The 19,743-nt window shown below is 68.3% G+C and carries 18 protein-coding genes; 8 read left to right on the top strand and 10 right to left on the bottom strand.

The genetic code is table 11. From position 1 onward, the window contains the following. Positions 1 to 47 precede the first annotated feature (47 nt). Positions 48 to 1,307, top strand: coding sequence for an oligosaccharide flippase family protein (locus ACTJJZ_RS12195; protein ID WP_440721455.1), 1,260 nt, complete (start codon positions 48 to 50; stop codon positions 1,305 to 1,307). A gap of 4 nt (positions 1,308 to 1,311) precedes the next feature. On the opposite strand, the gene ACTJJZ_RS12200 is transcribed toward ACTJJZ_RS12195, so the two are convergent. Further along, on the bottom strand, positions 1,312 to 2,715 hold the full coding sequence (locus ACTJJZ_RS12200) for a hypothetical protein (protein ID WP_440721456.1): 1,404 nt from the start codon (positions 2,713 to 2,715) through the stop codon (positions 1,312 to 1,314). 313 nt (positions 2,716 to 3,028) lie between these two features. Here ACTJJZ_RS12200 and ACTJJZ_RS12205 point away from each other — a divergent pair, with 313 nt between their 5' ends. The 6 genes from ACTJJZ_RS12205 (at position 3,029) to ACTJJZ_RS12230 (ending at position 10,108) form a co-directional block, all read left to right on the top strand. Then, a complete protein-coding gene (locus tag ACTJJZ_RS12205; RefSeq protein ID WP_440721457.1) occupies positions 3,029 to 4,156 on the top strand; it encodes a hypothetical protein in 1,128 nt (375 codons plus the stop codon). A 66-nt stretch (positions 4,157 to 4,222) separates the two neighbouring features. Further along, positions 4,223 to 5,515: a nucleotide sugar dehydrogenase gene (locus ACTJJZ_RS12210; protein WP_440721458.1), complete on the top strand. Its 1,293-nt coding sequence runs from the start codon at positions 4,223 to 4,225 to the stop codon at positions 5,513 to 5,515. Between the two features lie 34 nt (positions 5,516 to 5,549). Next, entirely contained in the window at positions 5,550 to 6,161 is a 612-nt protein-coding gene (locus ACTJJZ_RS12215; protein WP_440721459.1) for a DapH/DapD/GlmU-related protein, read from the top strand. Continuing rightward, complete coding sequence (locus tag ACTJJZ_RS12220; RefSeq protein WP_440721460.1) at positions 6,158 to 7,255, top strand: DegT/DnrJ/EryC1/StrS family aminotransferase; 1,098 nt, start codon at positions 6,158 to 6,160, stop codon at positions 7,253 to 7,255. Before ACTJJZ_RS12215 ends, ACTJJZ_RS12220 begins: the two co-directional genes overlap by 4 nt. Then, positions 7,252 to 8,241 (top strand): Gfo/Idh/MocA family oxidoreductase, encoded by a 990-nt coding sequence (locus ACTJJZ_RS12225; RefSeq protein WP_440721516.1) that lies wholly within the window; start codon positions 7,252 to 7,254, stop codon positions 8,239 to 8,241. Before ACTJJZ_RS12220 ends, ACTJJZ_RS12225 begins: the two co-directional genes overlap by 4 nt. Positions 8,242 to 8,299: 58 nt before the next feature. Then, the gene (locus ACTJJZ_RS12230) at positions 8,300 to 10,108 is read left to right on the top strand and encodes a DUF4012 domain-containing protein (protein ID WP_440721461.1); all 1,809 of its coding nucleotides are present in this window, start codon (positions 8,300 to 8,302) and stop codon (positions 10,106 to 10,108) included. A 20-nt stretch (positions 10,109 to 10,128) separates the two neighbouring features. On the opposite strand, the gene ACTJJZ_RS12235 is transcribed toward ACTJJZ_RS12230, so the two are convergent. From ACTJJZ_RS12235 to rplM, 6 genes are all read right to left on the bottom strand, one after another. Next, positions 10,129 to 11,235, bottom strand: a complete 1,107-nt coding sequence (locus tag ACTJJZ_RS12235) for a glycosyltransferase (protein WP_440721462.1) — start codon at positions 11,233 to 11,235, stop codon at positions 10,129 to 10,131. Between the two features lie 17 nt (positions 11,236 to 11,252). Next, positions 11,253 to 12,689, bottom strand: coding sequence for a sugar transferase (locus tag ACTJJZ_RS12240; protein WP_440721463.1), 1,437 nt, complete (start codon positions 12,687 to 12,689; stop codon positions 11,253 to 11,255). A gap of 251 nt (positions 12,690 to 12,940) precedes the next feature. Further along, positions 12,941 to 13,384: a VanZ family protein gene (locus tag ACTJJZ_RS12245; RefSeq protein ID WP_440721464.1), complete on the bottom strand. Its 444-nt coding sequence runs from the start codon at positions 13,382 to 13,384 to the stop codon at positions 12,941 to 12,943. Positions 13,385 to 13,389: 5 nt separating this feature from the next. Further along, complete coding sequence (gene glmM / locus ACTJJZ_RS12250) at positions 13,390 to 14,745, bottom strand: phosphoglucosamine mutase (protein ID WP_440721465.1); 1,356 nt, start codon at positions 14,743 to 14,745, stop codon at positions 13,390 to 13,392. 16 nt (positions 14,746 to 14,761) lie between these two features. Beyond that, positions 14,762 to 15,247 (bottom strand): 30S ribosomal protein S9, encoded by a 486-nt coding sequence (gene rpsI, locus ACTJJZ_RS12255; protein WP_440721466.1) that lies wholly within the window; start codon positions 15,245 to 15,247, stop codon positions 14,762 to 14,764. Positions 15,248 to 15,274: 27 nt separating this feature from the next. After that, entirely contained in the window at positions 15,275 to 15,721 is a 447-nt protein-coding gene (rplM, locus tag ACTJJZ_RS12260; RefSeq protein WP_091742431.1) for a 50S ribosomal protein L13, read from the bottom strand. Between the two features lie 316 nt (positions 15,722 to 16,037). Here rplM and ACTJJZ_RS12265 point away from each other — a divergent pair, with 316 nt between their 5' ends. Beyond that, complete coding sequence (locus ACTJJZ_RS12265) at positions 16,038 to 17,135, top strand: glycosyltransferase (RefSeq protein WP_440721467.1); 1,098 nt, start codon at positions 16,038 to 16,040, stop codon at positions 17,133 to 17,135. 28 nt (positions 17,136 to 17,163) lie between these two features. Here ACTJJZ_RS12265 and ACTJJZ_RS12270 read toward each other — a convergent pair whose 3' ends face one another. Genes ACTJJZ_RS12270 through ACTJJZ_RS12280 form a run of 3 tightly spaced genes read right to left on the bottom strand, consistent with a single transcriptional unit; the run spans position 17,164 to position 19,536 of the window. Further along, positions 17,164 to 17,487 (bottom strand): hypothetical protein, encoded by a 324-nt coding sequence (locus ACTJJZ_RS12270; protein WP_440721468.1) that lies wholly within the window; start codon positions 17,485 to 17,487, stop codon positions 17,164 to 17,166. Beyond that, a complete protein-coding gene (locus ACTJJZ_RS12275) occupies positions 17,484 to 18,344 on the bottom strand; it encodes a nucleotidyltransferase family protein (RefSeq protein WP_440721469.1) in 861 nt (286 codons plus the stop codon). The genes ACTJJZ_RS12270 and ACTJJZ_RS12275 overlap by 4 nt, the downstream gene beginning before the upstream one ends. Position 18,345: 1 nt before the next feature. Continuing rightward, the gene (locus tag ACTJJZ_RS12280) at positions 18,346 to 19,536 is read right to left on the bottom strand and encodes an O-antigen ligase family protein (protein ID WP_440721470.1); all 1,191 of its coding nucleotides are present in this window, start codon (positions 19,534 to 19,536) and stop codon (positions 18,346 to 18,348) included. Positions 19,537 to 19,743: the final 207 nt, after the last annotated feature.

Consider the following 19,743-nt stretch of genomic DNA (forward strand, 5'->3'; position numbering starts at 1 on the left):
AGCGTGTTCGCCGCTTCACGCGTGCCGTGTGCAGGAGGGACGAGAACATGCCAGGACGCGTCGGGCGCGGACTTCTCGCGCTTGTCACGGGCGCCGCCTTGGGGCAGATCATTCTCGTCGCATCGACCCCGTTCATCGCCCGACTCTACGGTGCAGCCGCTTTCGGCGCTTTCAGCGCGTTGGTCGCCGCCACCTCGGTGATCGGTCCGGCCGCAGCCCTGAAGTTCGATGTGGGGATCGTGTTACCGGCGGACGAGAGCCAAGCGCGTCGCCTGCTGCGGATGGCGATGGTCAGTTCGGCCGCGGTCGCGGTCGCCACCGGCGTCGGGATCTGGCTCTTGAGTTTCACATCCCTCGGGCGCAGTTGGGCGCTGGTGCCTTGGGCGCCCCTGTGGGGCGGCGCGCTGGTGCTTGCGACATCTCTGTTCACCGTGTTGACGCAGGCGGCTCTCCGAGAGCGCTCGTACGGCGTCGTCGCCAAGCGCCCTCTGTTCCAGTCGCTGGGCACCGCCGCCGCTCAATTGGGGCTGGGTGTCATCGGAGCACTGCAGGTGGGCCTTACAGCGGGCTTCCTGTTCGGGCGTCTATTCGGGTTTCTTCCGTTGATCAAGGCGACAAAGCCACTACTCAAAGCTCCGGACAGCGGCAGCTATCGCGAGACCCTTCGCGAGTACGTCCGCCTCCCCACGTCGCTGACAGCGGCCGCCCTGATCAACTCGTTCGGCAGTAACTTGCCGTTGCTTCTCATCGCGGCTGCCTTCGGCGATGCGGCGACGGGTGAGTACGGCATGGCGCAAAGGCTCGTGACTCTCCCGGCGACCCTGCTCGGCGCGTCGGTCGCCCAGGTCCTCGGTGCGGAGCTCGCCCAGCTTCTTCGTGAGCGGCGTGCCGGGGCTCGCGAGATCTACCGCTCGACCACGATCCGACTCGGGGCTGTCGCGATTGTGGTGGGCATCGCGATCGTCGGCTTGGCACCGCTTCTGCCCGTGTTCCTTGGAAGCGACTGGTCCCGCACCGTGCCGTTGGCGCAAGCGCTGTCCCTGGTTGCGGCCGCCGGGCTTGTCGGCTCGCCGCTGAGTCAGGTTTACACGGTGTATCAGTCACGAGCGACCGCGATCGTGGACATCATCCGCGTCGCGGTTGTCCTCGGGGCATGGGCCATTGCGCACGCCTACGGACTTTCGCTGGTGGAGTCGGCGTGGGTTCTCAGCATCGCTCAGACGCTGGGGTACGTGTTGCTGTGGGGATACGGTTGGCGTCTCGTGCGCGCCAACGAGACGGCGGTCGTGCCGCGTGACGCGATGTGACGCGTTACCTGCTGCGTGACTGAGATGGCTTTGTCATCCGCCGCTCGGCCAGGTCGGGTTCGCCTGACGACTTCGAGGTGACCAGCGGCGAGACGGCGAGCAACAGCAACGCCGCCAGCAGTCCGTGAGTGGTCAACGATGTCAGGATCGACGCGTTCGTGACGGCGATAGCGGGCGAGACCATGACGATGCCAACGAAGTAGGGCGGCCACCCGAACGTCGCTCGGTCGAGGAAGCGGAGATAGACCCCGAGGATCAGTGTCGAGGCGAGCACGCCTGCCCAGCCGAAATTCGAGTAACCGTCGGCGAAGAGGTTCGCGCTGGCAGCCATCGACGGCAGGTGGGCGATGAAGTTGCCGATGACATAGGGCGGGCGCAGATCGTACGGGTACTTCATGAACGGCGCCAAGAGCGAATAACCGAGGTGAGCCTGCGGGTTGTCCGAGTAGAAGCGGAAGTACGCGGAGCTGAGTGCTCCTGGAACAGTGATCACTCGTCTCGAGAAGAACGAAGTCCAGGTCGAACTCGCCGTCAGCGTGTCGATGATTGTAGACACCACCATCACGCCGGCCGCGCCGAAAATGAAAGTGATCCCGAGTGCGTTCCCCTGGCGCCGTCGGAGAAGAAGGAACATCAGAAGCCACGTGAGGATCGCGAAGAACATTCCCTTGGATCCGGTGGTGGTGTAGAGCAGCAGCTGGCCGATGATCGCGATCGCGAGGAAGAGGACCCTGCGACGGGCGATTCCAGCCGCGAAGATATAGGCGTTGATCACGTTCGCCTGTATCGGGACGAGGTACCCGAGTATCCCCACCTCGTCCACTTGATCCGCGAAATCGGCCCTGACTCCATAGACATCGGCGAACGCGAGGAAGTTTGTGTTGAGTCCCTTGGTCGCGATGATCGACGCGTACGTCACGATGGAGAACACGGCGATGAAGAGCGTGATGGATGTCGAAGAGACTTTCGGCAACCTCCACGGTCTTGGACTTCTGTTCTGGATCAGGGCCGCAGCGATCATCGAGCCACCGACCAACGCGCTGAATGCCAGGTCTTCGCCCCCGGCGAGATATGTCGTGTACGTCGTCATGAAGATCGTGGGCACCGCCGCCACCGCGTAAATGATCCACAGCAACATCGACGAGGGGCGCTTGAGCGAGCGGGGCAACGCGTATGCGGTGAAAAGAGCGATGAAGAACGTTACGACATGGGAGGAGAACGGAGCAGGCTGGTACTTGTTGCCGAGATAGCCGAACGCCGGGCTGATCAGACTCGCGTATACCCAGTGCATGACGTACGCATAGAGGGCGAGCGCGATCGGGTAAGCGATCCCGTAACGCAGGAATCGGCGGATCCCTGGAGAAGCAATACCGGAGCTCGGGCCATCACCAGCGTTCGCGCGGGTCAATCGTTGCTCGTCTCTGTCGCGGATGTCGCGGTCTCGCCCCTTGGCGACGCGAAGAACGCCAGTACGCAGCCCGTGTTCTCATCCCAAAGTACAGCGCATGTCCGAGCCGTGCCACGCGCGCGAGTCAGTGGCGCTCGACCGGCGGGATGCTTCATCGTCCGGCCTCGGTCGTCGGACAAGCCTGCTGCAGGAGCCCCTACGCGGCGCCGGCCGCGGCCCCTGCGCTTAGCGATAGGTTTTTGTTTGAGCTTGGCTTCGCTGCTGCAGAGAGGCCGAAGGCGTGTGACGTGATGCTAGTAGGAGGGGCGGCAGCGTGGCGATCTGGGTCGCAGGTGGCTTCGGTGCACTTGATCTTGCCGATCATGAGTTCGCGGAGCAGGGGTACGAACTCGCGTTGATCCCAGGTGCTCCTGGCGCGCCCAGATTCCTGTGGGGAGACGGCGCCGAGATGTGGCGGCGGCTCGCCGAGAAGCCCGCCGACGACGGCGACCTTGATGCCGATGAGCGGGCAACGCTGCGCGAACTCGCTCAGATGGCTCTCGTGACGGACGTCGACGCCGGCATATCGGCTCGTGCGAGCAAACCATGGCTGACTTCCGCGTTGCACGAACTGGTGTACGCGCTCATCGCGCATGTCGCTCGGCAGCATGGCATCGAGCCGATCTTCCTCAAGGGGCCGACTCTTCATCGCCAGGGGCTACGGGTCCGGGAGCACTCGGGAGATGTTGATTGCTGGGTTCTGCCTGGCCAGGATGTCGTCCTCGCCGAGGCCATGCGGGAGTGGGGATGGACACCGTGCTACACGGCGTTCACAGGCACCAGCATCTCTCACTCTCTGACACTCGCGGCCGGAGCGTGGGGATGTGCCATCGACGTGCACACGCGGTTCCCCGGATCGACCATCGCGGCACCCGCAGCTTTCGAACTCGTTGTGGAAACGGCCGAGCAACGGACGTTCGCAGGGACTGCTGTTCGTACTCCGTCGAAGCCTGTGCATGCCGTGCTCTTCGCCCTTCACGAGATGAGGCCGATCGTTGGGAGCCCGCCTGGACCCTCTCAGCGGGAAAATGCCCTGCGCGCATTGATGTCGGGGGGGGCGGCCACTGTTGATGTCACTCGAGATCTCGGGGCCGAGTTCGTACTCGGAGAGCTGTTACAGGAGGCTTTTCCTGACGAGGAGATCGATCTATCGGAGGCCCGCATGCCTTCCGACTGGCCATGGCGCTCGACAACGTCCGCGACTCGACGACATGCGAAGGCGCTATGCCTCGTTCGGTGGCGCGATCGGCCGCGAGTGCTCTTCCGCCTGGTCTGGCCCAGCAGGCGGATGATCGAAGGAGCCGGCGCTGCAGGCGAAGAGTCGATCGAGGACACCGCAGGGGCTCGCGTTCGTCGGGTTCTCGCGGCCGCACTCCAATTCGGGCGAGAGCGTCCCGAATAGTGTCACCACCGGGTTTCGCCCCGGGCCGTCCGGCTGGGGCTTCCGGCTCTCGCTAAGCTATAGCCCATGCGTATCGCCGTCGTGGCCCTGGGAAAGATCGGGCTTCCCCTCGCTGTCCAGTTCGCTTCATCGGGCCATGACGTGATCGGTGTCGACGTCAACCAGAAGGCCGTTGACACGATCAACGCGGGGCAGGAGCCGTTTCCCGGCGAGGCGCACCTGCAGGAGAAGCTCGCGGAACTGATCCCTTCGGGTCGCCTTCGCGCGACCACCGACTACGCGAAGGCGATTCCCGGCGCCGACGCGGTCGTTCTGGTCGCCCCGGTCTTCGTCAACGACGAGACCTGGGAACCCGACTTCAAATACATGGACGCGGCGACGGCGTCACTCGCGGAGCACCTGACCCCGGGCACTCTCGTCTCCTATGAGACCACGCTGCCCGTCGGGACCACGCGCAACCGCTGGAAGCCCATGCTCGAGGCGGGTTCAGGGCTGACCGAGGGTGTCGACTTCCACGTCGCGTACTCCCCGGAGCGGGTGCTCACCGGGCGGGTGTTCGAAGACTTGCGCAAGTACCCCAAGCTGATCGGCGCGCTCTCGCCGGAGGGCACTCGGCGTGCACGCGAGTTCTACGAGGCGGTGCTCCAGTTCGACGAGCGTTCCGACCTGCCGCGTCCTAACGGCGTGTGGGACCTGGGGACGACGGAAGCGTCCGAGATGGCGAAGCTTGCCGAGACGACCTATCGCGACGTGAACATCGGCCTCGCGAACCAGTTCGGGCTGTTCGCCGCGGCCAACGGGATCGACGTCTACAAGGTGATCGAGGCCTGCAACTCGCAGCCGTACAGTCACATCCATCGTCCCGGCATCGCCGTGGGCGGACACTGCATCCCGGTGTACCCGCGCCTATATCTGTCGACCGACCCGGATGCGGACATCGTGCGCACGGCACGACAGCTCAATGCATCGATGCCGGAACGACTCGTCGCCCAGGCGGAGACGATTCTCGGTTCGCTCTCCGGCCTGACGGCCGTCGTGCTGGGAGCGGCCTACCGCGGCGGCGTGAAGGAGACGGCGTTCTCGGGAGTCTTCCCGACGGTACAGGCGCTGCGCCAGCGCGGTGCCGACGTCCGCGTGCATGATCCGCTGTACACGGACGACGAGCTGCGCACGCTGGGTCTCGAGCCCTTCGCGATCGGTGAGGCGGCGGATGTCGCGGTGCTGCAGACCGATCACGCCGACTATCGCGCGCTGTCGCCGGCCCAGATCCCCGGGGTGAAGCTGCTCGTCGACGGGCGCGCGGCGAGCGATGCCGCGCTCTGGGCCGGCACGCCTCGGATCGTCGTCGGATCCGCCTGACTTCCGGCATTTCATCGAACGGGGGCGCTGCAGAATGACCGAACGAACTGAGGTGCGGATCGTGGAGTCCGCAGACGTATCGGATGACGCCGAGATCGGAGCGGGGTCGTCCATCTGGCACCTCGCCCAGGTGCGTGAACGGGCCCGGCTGGGCGAGAACTGCATCATCGGCAGAGGCGCGTATGTCGGCACGGGCGTCGTGATGGGCGACAACTGCAAGGTGCAGAACTACGCGCTCGTCTATGAGCCGGCACGTCTCGCGGATGGCGTCTTCATCGGCCCTGCGGTTGTCCTCACCAACGACACCTATCCGCGGGCGATCAATGCGGACGGAACGCTCAAGAGCGCGCATGACTGGGAACCGGTCGGTGTGACGATCGGGAGAGGCGCGGCCATCGGAGCACGGGCCACGTGCGTGGCCCCGGTGACGATCGGCGCGTGGGCGACCGTGGCCGCGGGTGCGGTCGTCGTCAAGGACGTCCCCGACTACGCCCTCGTCGCGGGAGTCCCAGCGAAGCGCATCGGGTGGGTCGGAGAGGCCGGCGTGCCCCTGACTGCGGGCGATGAGGCCGGCACCTGGATCTGTCCCCAGAACGGCAGCACTTACCGTGAGCAGAACGGCACCCTGACGAAGGAGAACGCGTGAGCGACTTCATTCCCCCCGCCAAGCCGATCATCGGCGACGACGAGCGTGAAGCCGTCGATCGAGTTCTCCGCAGCGGCATGGTCGCGCAGGGGCCCGAGGTCGCCGCCTTCGAGGCCGAGTTCTCCGCGCACTTCGTGCAGGGGCGTCCGGCCGTCGCGGTGAACTCCGGAACCGCGGGCCTGCACCTCGGCCTGCTCGCCGCGGGGGTCGGTCCCGGCGACGAGGTCATCGTGCCGTCGTTCACGTTCGCCGCGACCGGGAACTCGGTCGCGCTCACGGGCGCGACTCCCGTTTTCGTCGACATCGAACCGGACACGTTCACACTCGACCCCGAGGCGGTCGCCGCAGCGATCACGTCGAAGACGAAGGGCGTGCTGCCGGTCCATCTCTACGGGCACCCGGCGCGCATGCGCGAGCTGGAGGCGCTTGCCACGGAGCGCGGCGTCGCTCTGTACGAGGACGCGGCACAGGCGCACGGCGCCTCGCTGGACGGACGCCCGGTCGGAACATTCGGCGAGTTCGCCATGTTCAGCCTGTACCCGACCAAGAACATGACCAGTGGCGAAGGCGGGATGGTCTCGACCGCGACCGACGAGATCGCACGGATGGTCAAGCTGCTGCGGAACCAGGGTATGGAGCGGCAGTACGAGAACGAGGTCATCGGCTTCAACGCGCGCATGACCGACATCCACGCCGCGATCGGCCGCGTGCAGCTGACGAAGGTCGATGCGTGGACGAAGACGCGTCAGGACAACGCGGCCTTCTTCGACGCGAACCTGCGCGGCGTGGTCGTCCCGCCGGTCGCCGACGCCGCTGTGCACGTCTACCACCAGTACACGATCCGCGTTCCAGAGGACCGGGACGGCTTCGTGAAGGCGCTCAAGGAGGAGCACAGCGTGGGGGCGGGCGTCTACTATCCCATCCCCAACCACCGCCTGCCGTCGTTGACGCGGTTCGCGCCAGGAGTGGAGCTGCCGGAAACCGAGCGAGCGGCTCGCGAGGTCGTCTCGTTGCCGGTGCACCCGTCGCTGTCGCAGAACGACCTCGAGCGCATCGTGGTCGCCGTGAACGCCATCGCCGGGGCAGGCGCCTGATGGCCCTGCGCGCTGGCCTGCTAGGCGTCGGCATGATGGGGCGCCACCATGCTCGCGTCTTGCGTGAGATCGATGGCGTCGAGCTCGTCGCGATCGCGGATCCCGGCGGGGATCCTCACGGTGTCGCGGGCGAACTGGAGATCCTGCCCGACATCGACGCGCTGATCGAGGCAGGCCTGGACACCGCCGTCGTCGCGGTGCCGACCCGATTCCACGAGGAGGCGGCGCTCAAGCTCGCCGCAGCAGGCGTGCACGCTCTCGTGGAGAAGCCGATCGCGCACACTCTCGATGCGGGACGCCGTATGGTCGACGCTTTCGCGCAGGCGGGTCTTGTCGGCGCGGTCGGGCACATCGAGCGCTTCAATCCCGCCCTGCAGGAGCTTCGCCGGCGACTCGAAGCGGGGGAGCTGGGCGCGGTCTACCAGGTGGTCACGCGACGTCAGGGCCCTTTCCCGTCCCGGATCGCGGACGTCGGGGTCGGGAAGGACCTCGCCTCGCACGACGTCGACCTGACGGCGTGGGTCGTCCAGTCCGACTACGAGCGGGTGTTCGCGCAGACGGCGTTCAAGAGCGGCCGTGAGCACGAGGACATGATCACGATCACGGGACGCACCGAGAGCGGCGTGATCGTGAACAACATCGTGAACTGGCTGAGCCCGATGAAGGAGCGGGTGACGGTCGTCACGGGGGAGAAGGGGGCGTTCGTCGCCGACACCGCGACCGGCGACCTCACGTTCTTCGCGAACGGCACGATACCGCTCGAGTGGGAGTCGGTGTCGAGCTTCCGCGGCGTCTCGGAAGGCGACGTCATCCGGTACGCGTTCACCAAGCGCGAGCCGCTCCGCGTGGAGCACGAGGCCTTCCGCGATGCGGTCCTGGGAGAGCGTTCTGACGTGGTGACGATGGAGCAGGGACTGCGCACGCTCGCCGTGGTCGAGGCCGCGCTGGAATCGGCCCGGCTGATGGACGCGGTGAAGATCGGCTAGATCCGCTGGCTGTGAGTACGCGGGCGGAACGCGTTGCCGGTGATGATTGGATGGGTGCATGAGCAGCACGCCCCCCTCGCGCCGTGAACTCCGCGAGCAGAAGGCGGAGCACGTCGGATCGAAGCCTCGGCGCCGTCGGACCTGGCCCTGGGTCGTGGGCGGTGTGTTCCTCCTGCTCGTCGTGCTGGCGGTGGCCGGCGGGATCATCGGCAAGCAGGTGTACGACAAGGCGATGTCCGCCCGCGGTCATCTCGAGGCCGCGATGACCGGCGTGCAGCAGGTGCAGAAGTCCGTGATCGCCGGTGACCTCGACGCGGCGGCGAAGAGTTCCGGCGTCGTCTCGGCCCAGACGTCGGCGGCGGTTACCGCGACCAAGGGATGGCAGTGGAGCTTCGCGGAGAAGCTCCCCGTGGTCGGCTCCAATCTCTCGGCGGTCCGCACCGTCGCCGAGGTGACGGATGGGCTGGCCAAGGACGTCGTGCGGCCGGCTGCGAGCGTGAAGCTGAGCGATCTGAACATCGCCGGCGGCCGGATCGACCCCGCGTCGATCACCGCGCTCTCGAAGACCTTCGATTCCGTCGATGCGGGGATCCAGAAGGCGATCACCGATCTCCGCAAGGTCGACAAGGCCCCGCTCGTCGGCCCCGTCGCCGACGGCGTGACCAAGCTCGACACGGAGCTGACCAAGCTCGGGCCCACCATGAAGACGGCGCGGGAGGTGCTGAGCGTCCTGCCGGATGCGCTCGGGGCGAAGGGCCCCCGCACGTACCTGCTGATGTTCCAGGGGAACTCCGAGGCGCGGAGCCTCGGCGGCAACGCCGCGCAGTTCCTGCCGATCACAGTCGACAACGGCACGATAACCCGCGGCACGGTTGTGAGCAGCTCGGACTTCAAGCGCCAGGGCCGGCCTGATCCCGTCACCGATCTTGATCCTCAGGCCGCCAACATCTTCGGCGACAAGATCGGCCGGTACACGCCCGACTTCACGATGGTGCCGAATCTGCCGGACGCCGTGCGGATCCTGCGCGCCTGGTGGGCGAGCGACATCGGCACGAACTTCGACGCCGTGCTGTCGATCGACCCGGTGACGCTCTCCTACATCCTGGAGGCGACCGGTCCGGTAACACTCGCGACAGGCGATCAACTCACTGCGCAGAACGCGGTGCCGCTGCTGCTCAACCAGGTGTACGTCAAGTATCCGACCGGGCTTGAACAGGACGCCTTCTTCGCCTCTGCGGCCGACACGATCTTCTCCGCCGTCACCTCGGGCAAGGCGTCGCCGGTGAAGCTGATCCAGGCCCTGTTCCGAGCGTCCGACGAGGGGCGACTCCTCTACGTGAGCAACGACCCGCAGCAGACCAAGCTGGTCGACAACTCCCGGATGAGCGGCATCATGCCCACGACGGACAAGGATCAGAGCGTTCTCGGCGTCTACCTGAACGACAACACCGGTTCGAAGAAGAGCTACTACCTCGACATGAAGATCGACGCGTGCCGCACCGATCAGATCGTCAAGGGCACGATGACGCTGACGTCGAGCCTGACCGAAGACAAGGCGGCCAGCCTGCCGCCCTACATCAAGGGCCCGTACTTCGCGGCCGGGGACATCAGCAGCTATGCCGTGTTCTACGGGCCGGCCGGCGGTTCCCTTTCCAGCATCACCATCGACGGGCAGCCCGCCCACATCCTCAGCCAGGGAGAACACCTCGGCCGTCCCGCGGTGAAGATCGAGGTCTTCAGTCATTTCGCGGATGCGCATACGGTGAAGGTCGAGTTCAAGGCGCCGGGGCCTGGCGGCCCGCTCACCGTCTGGACGACGCCGATGTCCCGGGCGACGCCGACCACCGTCGAGCCGACCTGCAAGTAGGGCCGGGGCTCGTCCGGGCGTCATCGAATATGTACGAAGTCCCTCAGTTCGCGGGCGAACCGGTCTGCACCGAACCGCTCGCTCAGCAGTTCCGAGTCGAACGGATCGAGGCGTAGCGCGGCCTCGACCCCGGCGGCCAGATCGCCCGGTTCCGTGGAAGCCGCGATCACCCCCGAGACGCCGGGCACGATCGCCTCCAGCTGCCCGCCGACCGGCCCGGTGACGACGGGAGTGCCGGCCGCCTGTGCCTCGACGGGGACGATTCCGAAGTCCTCGATCGGCGGAAACACGAAGACGGCGCTCTGCTGCATGAGGGCGTACATGAGCGCGTCCGAAGGCCCGATCACGAACTCGACGGGAACGCCGACCTCCTCCGCGCGCGCCCGCAGCCTCATCTCGTCCGGCCCCCGCCCGACGATGACGACGGGCAGGCCCACGCGGTCGGCTGCGGCGATGACGCGATCCAGCGCCTTGTACGGGGTGAACCGCGAGGCCCCCATGATGAACGTCTCGGGCAGTCGTTCGAGGATGCGGCGCTCGTCGGCGTCGACGACCTCAGTGCGCCAGTCGGACTGCGCCCGGATGGCGTCGACGGCAACGGGCGGGTGGATGACCGTCGCGTCTCTCTGCCACGCTCGGGCGATCCGGTCGCGGACGAACCGGCTGTTCGCCGCGATCGTCGTGGCCTCCTGAGCGCGCCGTCGATCGATTCGGCGGAACAGCGGTGAGGCCGCGCGCACCAGCGCATGCCTGCCGCGCTCGTCCGATTCCGGATCCCAGAGGTAGCGGGCGGGGCTGTGCGCATAGACGAACTTCGGCACGGACGGATCCGGCACGCGCACGTGATGTGCGAACACGTACGAACTGGCCAGCACCCACTCGAGATCGTCCCGCACAGGAACGCGGCGCCAGGTCGGATCCAGCAGCGGCAGCGATGCGGCCTTGTGCTTGCGCAGCGGGGTCCGTGAGAGCCAGGACTCGGAGACCCGCCCCGCTGCGAACCGCCCGGGGGCGTCATCCCACAGGCAGAAGATCTCCGCGTCCCCGAAGGCCTCGCCCATGGAGTCGAGGACGCGCTCCGCCCCTCCCGACGGCTCGATCCATTCGGTGACGATGAGCCCGGTCACGTCGCAGCCCGTCGACTTCAGTAGGCCCCGGCGCCGGTGAAGACGACCCGCAGCGTGCGCCAGAGGATGACGAGGTCACCGGTCAGCGACCAGTTCTCCACGTAGAAGAGGTCGAGGCGCACGCTGTCATCCCAGGACAGGTCGGACCGTCCGTTGACCTGCCAGAGGCCCGTGATGCCGGGGCGGACGAGGAATCGGCGCTGCATGCGATGGTCGTAGCGCTCCATCTCCGAGATGAGCGGAGGCCGCGGACCGACGAGGGACATGTTCCCGCGCAGCACGTTGATCAGCTGCGGCAGCTCGTCGAGGCTGTGCCGCCGCAGAGCGCGGCCCACCGGCGTCACCCGCGGATCGTTCCTCATCTTGAACAGCACGGCGTTGCCATCGCTCCGGTCGAGCAGGGACGGCAGCTGATCCTCCGCGTTCACGACCATGGTGCGGAACTTGAGCATCTCGAATCGCCGTCCGTCGGCACCGATGCGCTGCTGCCGGAACAGGGCTCGACCTCCGTCCTGACGCACCAGGAGGGCGAGGGCCGCGAAGATCGGACTCAGGACGATGAGGCCGAAGACCGAGCCCACGATGTCGAGGGTGCGCTTGGCGACGTACTTCGCTCCCTCGAACGTGGGGTAGTCGACCTGGATCAGCGGAAGGCCGGGGGCCGGAATCGAGTGCACGCGGGGACCCGCGATCCCCGTGAGCGCGGGGGCGACGAGCAGCTCGATCTGCGCGGCCTCCAATTCCCAACCGAACTCCTGCAGAGCTTCGGGGGACATGCGATCGGATCCGCTGTACACGACCGTGTCCGCCCCGCTGGCGAGCACCACCTCGAGAGCGTTCTCGAAGCCGGCGAGCACCGGCACGCCGGGCAGGAGGTCCCTGTCGGTTCCGTACTCGGTCACGGCGCCCAACAGCTCGAAACCGAGGCCGGGCTCGCGGAGGATGGACGCCCCGACGTGGCGCGACTTCTCACGCTCACCGAGCAGAACAGCGTGGTGCGTGCAGCGTCCGAACGCGCGCTGGTGCAGCAGCCACCGCCGCCAGCGCCACCGGCCCAGGAACAGCAGGCCGAGCCCGATCGGGAACGCGATCAGCACGTACCCTCGCGCGATCTGCAGCTGGAACCCGAACGCGAGGATCGCGAGCGCTCCGAACAGCCAGATGGTGGCGTCGGCCACACGCTTGTACTCGAGTGTCCCGCCGCCGATGACCTTCGCATTCCGCGAGCCCAGGAGGCGCAGCGCGAGCAGCCAGAAGAGGGCGAGCCCCACGGAGAACAGCGAGTACTCGAGCTCGGCGTTCACGAGACTTGGCGCGACGACGCGGGAGTCCCCGAAGCCGAATCTGACGACCTGCGCGAACGTCACCGTCGCGCAGACGACCAGGGTATCGGTGACAGCGAGACGCCTCGCATAAGCGCGGCGCCACAGCGCGACGGTACGCGCCGTCGCCACGAAATCGACTTTTCCAGACACTCCCCAGCACTCCCCAAGTAACCGTTCCCACAACGGTGGATGGCACCACTGCCACCCTTGTCCCACTGGAGCCGAGGCCTCCCAAGGCCGCGACTCCCCACGATCGGTGTCCGCAGGTTTCGGGTTCTGCTCCACCGAGTCGGTTCGTACACCTCCCAAAGGTGTGCGACGTGGTCATCCTAGCCCCACGCGGTCCGAAGAATCCAGACCGCGGAATATCGGAATGCGGATCAGGGGCTGGAGGGCCTCTTTCGGCGGCGGACCGCCTCGACGATCTCGATGATGAGCAAGCCCAGGCAGGCGCCCGTGGTGTTCGCGAGGACGTCGGCGACGGTCGCGCTGCGCGACGAGAGGAACAGCCCTTGCACCGACTCGATCATGATCGTGGTGACGAACCCGATGGGTGCGACGAGGTAGCGGCGCCGGGGGAGCAGGACCGCCAGGAACATGCCGAGCGGGACGAACATGGCGATGTTGGCTGCGAACTCGACCCGGGGCAGCGTGAGCGCGGGGAGCTCCACCGACGCCTTCCGGATCCAGGGGTCGAAGACCGACAGGAACGGCTGCGGCCAGAAGACGATGATGGCGACGACGATCGCGTAGACGAGCATCCAGACCAGCACCCGGCGCACGCGAGCGTGCGCCGGCGCTGCCCCGGCTGCGTCGTCAGGCATCTCGCTCAGAGCGCGAGGCGCTCACGGACGACCTCGGCGAGCTGGTGCGCGTACCCGTGCGCCGTCGCCTCATCGGCGGCCTCGACCATCACGCGGACGAGCTGCTCGGTGCCCGAGGGGCGCAGCAGCACCCGGCCGGTGTCGCCGAGCTCGGCCTGCACCACGCGGACGGCCTTCTGCACGTGCTCGTCGTCGGTGCGGGTGCGGTCGACGCCCTTGACGTTCACGAGCTTCTGCGGATACACGGTCATGATCGAGGCGAGCTCGGCCATGGTCTTCTTCTGGCGCGCCATCTCGGCGACCAGGTGCAGACCCGTGAGCACGCCGTCGCCGGTGGTCGCGAAGTCGCTCATGATGACGTGGCCGGACTGCTCGCCGCCGAGCGAGTAGCCGCCGGCGGTCATGTCCTCGAGCACGTAGCGGTCGCCCACCGCGGTCTGCCGCACGGTGATGCCCTGCTCGCGCATGGCGACGTGCAGGCCGAGGTTGCTCATCACGGTGGCGACGAGGGTGTCCTGCACCAGACGTCCGCGCTGCTTCATCGCGACCGCGAGGATGGCCATGATCTGGTCGCCGTCGACGACCTTTCCGTCGGCATCGACCGCGAGGCAGCGGTCCGCGTCGCCGTCGTGCGCGATGCCGACGTCGGCGCCCACGCGCAGGACCTCGGCCGCGAGCTTGTCGAGATGCGTGGATCCGACGCCGTCGTTGATGTTGATCCCGTCCGGATCCGCACCGATCACGGTGACCCGGGCGCCTGCATTGCGGAACGCCTCGGGGGAGGCGCCGGACGCGGCGCCGTGCGCGCAGTCGAGCACGACGTGGATGCCGTCGAGGCGGTGCGGCAGCGACGTCAGCAGGTGCATGATGTAGCGGTCTTCGGCGTCGGAGAAACGGCTCACACGGCCGACGTCGGCGCCCGTGGGACGCAGCTTCTCGCCGTCCATGGCCTCTTCGATGCGCCGCTCGACGATGTCGGGCAGCTTCACGCCGCCGCGGGCGAAGATCTTGATGCCGTTGTCGGGCGCCGGGTTGTGCGACGCCGAGATCATCACGCCGAAGTCGGCGTCGATGTCGGCGATGAGGAACGCGGTCGCCGGGGTGGGCAGAGTGCCCGCGTCGAGCACGTCCACGCCGGAGGAGGCGAGACCCGCCTCGACGGCGGCGCTGAGGAAGTGCCCGGAGATGCGCGGGTCGCGCGCGACCACGGCGGTCAGCTTCTTGCCGGCGGTCTTGCGAGCCTCGGCAATACGGCCCTGGCCCAGGACGACAGCTGTCGCCTGGGCCAGGGTGAGCGCGATATCGGCGGTGAGGGGGCCGTTGGCCAGCCCCCTCACCCCGTCGGTACCGAACAGAGCCATAGAGGGACTGTCGGGCTTAGCGCTTCGAGTACTGCGGCGCCTTGCGGGCCTTCTTGAGTCCAGCCTTCTTGCGCTCCTTGACGCGGGCGTCGCGCGAGAGGAAGCCGGCCTTCTTCAGGGTCGGGCGGTTGTTCTCGGCGTCGATCTCGTTCAGCGCACGGGCGATGCCGAGGCGCAGCGCACCGGCCTGGCCCGAGGGGCCGCCGCCGGAGATGCGCGCGATCACGTCGTAGGCGCCTGCGAGGCTGAGCACCGTGAACGGGTCGTTGATCAGCTGCTGGTGCAGCTTGTTCGGGAAGTAGTCCTCGAGCGTGCGGCCGTTCACCGTGATGGTGCCGGCGCCGGGGATGAGGCGCACGCGGGCGATGGCCTGCTTGCGGCGACCCACGGCAGCGCCGGGGACGCTGAGCACGGGGCGGGGAGCAGTGGTCTCGGCCTCGGCCTCGGGGGACGAGGTGGAGAAGCTCTGCGGGAAGTCGGTGGTGTCCTGGATGTCAGCCACGAGTATGTCCTTATTCGTAAACGGCGCTTACTGGGCGACCTGGTCGAGGGTGTACGTCTTCGGCTGCTGAGCGGCGTGCGGGTGCTCGGAGCCGGTGTAGACCTTGAGCTTGGCCAGCTGCTGGCGGCCCAGGCTGTTCTTCGGGAGCATGCCGCGGATGGCCTTCTCCACGGCGCGGACCGGGTTCTTCTCGAGCAGCTCGGAGTAGGCGACGGCCTTGAGCCCGCCCGGGTAGCCCGAGTGGCGGTAGGCGATCTTCTTCTGGAGCTTCTGACCGGTGAGCGCGACCTTGTCGGCGTTCACGATGATGACGAAGTCACCCGAGTCGATGTGGTTGGCGAAGGTGGCCTTGTGCTTGCCGCGCAGGAGCGCTGCGGCGTGCGAGGCGAGGCGACCGAGAACGACGTCGGTGGCGTCGATGACGACCCAGTCACGCTGGACCTGCCCGGCCTTCGGGGTGTAAGTGCGCGTCACGATAGTGCTGCTTTCTTGTTCGAACGGAGGAGTTCGTGAATCCCACTCCGGGGTGGTTCTCCGCTCCGCTCCCTGAGCCTGTCGAAGGGCCCGGGGAACCGGATCAGGTGAACACGCCAGTGGAGGGCTCACGTTCGCAGGTGCGGCCAGCAGTGACCACACCAAAGGGAAAGCTTACGGCACGCGGCGGCACAGCCCAAATCCGTTCCGCGGAGTTCTTCCGGAGCAGCGGAATCCGTCGTAGTCTGCAGAGTGCAGCCGACCCGAGGCTGCGGTGCCTGTGGGAGGCATCCGATGTGCCACTGGGGAGGCACGGATGGGCGAGCATGCCCTGGCGCGTCGAGCGCGCTTCGAAAAGGTCTATCTGGCGTCCAACAACGGCGCGATCGGCGGCGGCGAGGTGATGCTGCTGCGACTCGCCGAGGCTCTGCGAGCGATCGGGGTGGACGTCACCGTGGTGGCTCCGGGCGGCTCGGCGGTGTGCGAGGCGGCTGAGGCGGCAGGGCTGCCGACGATCGGACTCGCAGCACGCCGCCGCCTCTCCTGGATGCGGGCGCTGCGCCGGTGGGATCGCACCCGCACCGACGGCCTGCTCTGGTGCAACGGCCTGGTCCCGTCCTTCGCGACGGCCGGGCGGGTGGAGCGTCTGGTGCACCTGCATCAGCAGCCGGCCGGGCTGCACCGGATCCTCGCGGGGATCGCCCGGCGCGGATCCGTCGCCACCCTCGTCCCCGCGCAGGCGATGCTGCCGAGGGTGCCGGGCGCCGTGGTGCTGCCGAACTGGACGGAGCCGATCCGCCGGGCGAGGCCGAGGCCCGATCCGCGCGGCGCGATCCGGATCGGGTTCCTCGGGCGGCTCGGCATCGACAAGGGCGTGCCGGTGCTCGCCGAGGCCGTGCGGCTGCTCGAGGAGCGCACGCCCGGTCGCTACCGCCTCGTGCTCGGAGGCGAGCCGCTGTTCGTGCCCGAGGCCGACCTCGTGATCATGGAGGAGGCACTCGGCCCCGTGGCCCGGATCACCCACCGCGCAGGGTGGGTGGACGCCGCCGACTTCTTCGACACGATCGACCTGCTCGTGGTGCCGTCGGTCGTCCCGGAGTCGTTCGGTCTGGTCGCCGCCGAGGCGATGGTCGCGCGCGTGCCGCTGATCGTCAGCGACGCGGGCGCGCTGCCCGAGGTGGTCGGGCCGGCGGGACACGTGGTGCCGGCGGGGGATCCGCAGGCGCTGGCGGATCGGATCGCGGCGGTGGCGGGCGGGAACATGCCCGCGCGGAGAGGCGCGCTGTTCGAGCGCTGGATCGCGGAGTTCTCGCCCGAGGCCGGACGGCGGCGGGTGACGGAGCTCGTGCAGACGCTCGGGATCCGGCGGGAGCCGCAGCCGGCGGTCGATCAGGGGAACCGCAGGGCGGCGTGACGGCGGCCCGGGGTCTCGATGCGTTCGCTCAGGGACTGTGGGACGGCTCGGGCAGGGCGATGAGCAGCCCGTTCCGGGTGAGGTCGTCCAGGAACGCGAGCAGGGAGGGGCGGTCGATGTTCTCCGCGCCGGCCCGGGAGCCGAGTTCGGCGTGGATCCGGGTCAGCTCGGCCTGCAGCTCCGGCACCGTCGAGACGCCGTCGGAGAGCAGCATCCAGATCAGCCAGCCGGTGTCGGTGAACTCGAACTGCTCGGCGGTGTCGAGGCGCGCGGCCCACACGACGTGCTCCGGGCCGTCGGCCTCCGCCGCCTCGAGCCAGGCGACATCCGGGGAGATGGCGTAGCCGGTCATGAACGGGCCCCGTTCAGCCGCCGCCGCAGCGCGAGGCCCGCGAGCCGGATCCGCGCCGCCTGCTCCCGCAGGACCTCGCCGCGGGAGGGCTCACGGCCCAGCCGCAGGGCCAGGTGCGTGCGGTTGACCCGCAGCGCCTGACGCAGCACCCGCATCCGCGCCAGCCATCCGTCCGCGGCGCGGAGCCTGGCCGCCCACTCGTCCAGGCGGTCGCCGTCGCTGCGCGACCAGTAGCTCCACAGCGCGTGATCCGGTGCGCCCCGGTGCTCGTCCAGCTCGCCGATTCCGGCGGCGAGGGCGGTGGCCGCCTGCAGCTCCTCGGCGAGCCGGCGCGTCTCGGCGCGCAGCTCGTCGCCGCACAGCAGCCACGCGTCGGACTGCTCGGATCCGCGCGACCGCGCCGCGTGCAGCGTCTGCACGAGCACCTGCCCGGCCGGTGACAGCACCGTGCACGGCCGGTGCGCGATGGACGCGACACCGCGATCGCGCCACAGCCGGTCGAACACGACACCCGGGTCGGCGCGAGGGCCGGGCAGCCGGCGGTGCACGTCGGCGAAGCTCCACGACGGGTGCGCGTAGTTCGCGGCGTGGCCGAACGGCGAGCCCTCGTCGAAGCCGGTGTAGAGCGTCCAGCCCCGGGCGAGCAGCGCGGCGGTCAGCCGATCCAGGTGCGCGGGCCGGACGAGGACGTCGGCGTCGGCGGACCGGTGCATGCCGCGGCGCAGTGCGGCGTCGGTGGCGGGACCCTTGATGTGCAGCAGGTCGACGCCGGCCTCGTCGGCGATGCGCTGCAGCGCCGCGTGCGAGAGGTGGACGTTGGCCCAGGCGGGCACGCGGGAGGGGGCGGGCGCAGTCATCTCAGGAGGCCCACCAGGGTCGGCCCCGCTCGATCGGATCCAGCAGCCGCGCCAGCCCCACCCCGATCACGAGGAACCCGATCGGTGCGTAGAACACCTCGCCGAGCCGGACCGCGCAGAGGAACACGACCAGGGCCGCCGCCGTGATCGCCCTGGCGTCGAACGTCGTCGCGTCGACGAAGCCGTTCGTGCGGAGTCCGAGCCCGGCGATCAGGTACACCGCGATCGTGACCACGGTGAGCACCGCCCCGCCCTCCACGATCAGCCCCTGGTACGAGTTGTGGAAGAACCAGGTGCCGGAGTCGAGGTTGACGGTCGCGGTGCCCAGGCCGCTGCCGTACCAGGGCGCGGCCTGGGCCTTGAGCGCGGACGCGAAGTCGATCCGCATCCGGAACGCGTCGGATCCCTTGCGGTCGAACGCGTAGTCGCCGAGCGTGGTGAGGTTGTTGTCCGCCCAGAAGAAGACGAGCACGGCGGCGGCCAGCGCGGCGACCTGGATCCCGCGGCCCAGCTTCGCCGACACGAGCAGGTACGCCACCGCCACGGCGTACGCGGCCATCGTGGTGCGCGAGTCGGTGAGCACGATCGCGACGGCGCCGGCGAAGAGGATCAGGAACCGGAACAGGGTCCGCCGGGTGACGATCGCGAGCAGGAGCGCGCCCACCGCGTAGATGAGGGCCGCGGCGTTCTTGTCCTGCAGGAACCCGGTGAGCTTGCCCTCGTAGGCGTTCGGCGCGACGTGCAGATAGAACAGCACGGCGTTCAGCACCAGGCCGAGTCCGAGGCCCTTGAGCACCGAGCCGACGTCGATCCGCCCGCTGGCGAGGAACCCGGCGAACGCCATCAGCGCGGCGAAGCTGCCCGCCCGCCGGATCGGATCCAGCCCGTTCAGATACGTCTCCGCGGCCAGGAACACGAGCAGCAGCGTCATCGTGAGCGGGTACCACCCGGCGGACGCGAACGAGCGCGTGGGCCGGCGGAACACGGCGAGCACGAGGATCGCGATGATGACGAGCTGCGGGATCGGCAGCGGGAAGCCCGGAATGCCGCTGCGATACACCAGGAACGCTCCGCCGATCGCGTCGAGGATCCGCGCCGAGTGCCCGTCCGGGATCAGCCAGGCGCTCGGAAGCAGCGCCCGGGACGCCCCACCCCGTGGCGCCGGCGACACTCCCGTGCTCGCGATGGCCACGCGCCGATTCTAGGGCGGCGGGGTCGTCCGGGGTCAGGACGACCGCGTTCTTCGCCGGTGCGGGCGACGGCGAGGACGGAAGCCATCCGATATTCCGGTCAGATCGGATTCGCCCGGGAGGGGGACACCGGGGCGGCGGATGGCTAGACTACCCGCAAGCGTCGGCTGGGGAGAAGGCGCTTGGGGCTTTAGGGAATCGCTCCCCGA

It is taken from the genome of Microbacterium sp. 22242, assembly GCF_052045495.1.
Classification (GTDB): Bacteria; Actinomycetota; Actinomycetes; order Actinomycetales; family Microbacteriaceae; genus Microbacterium.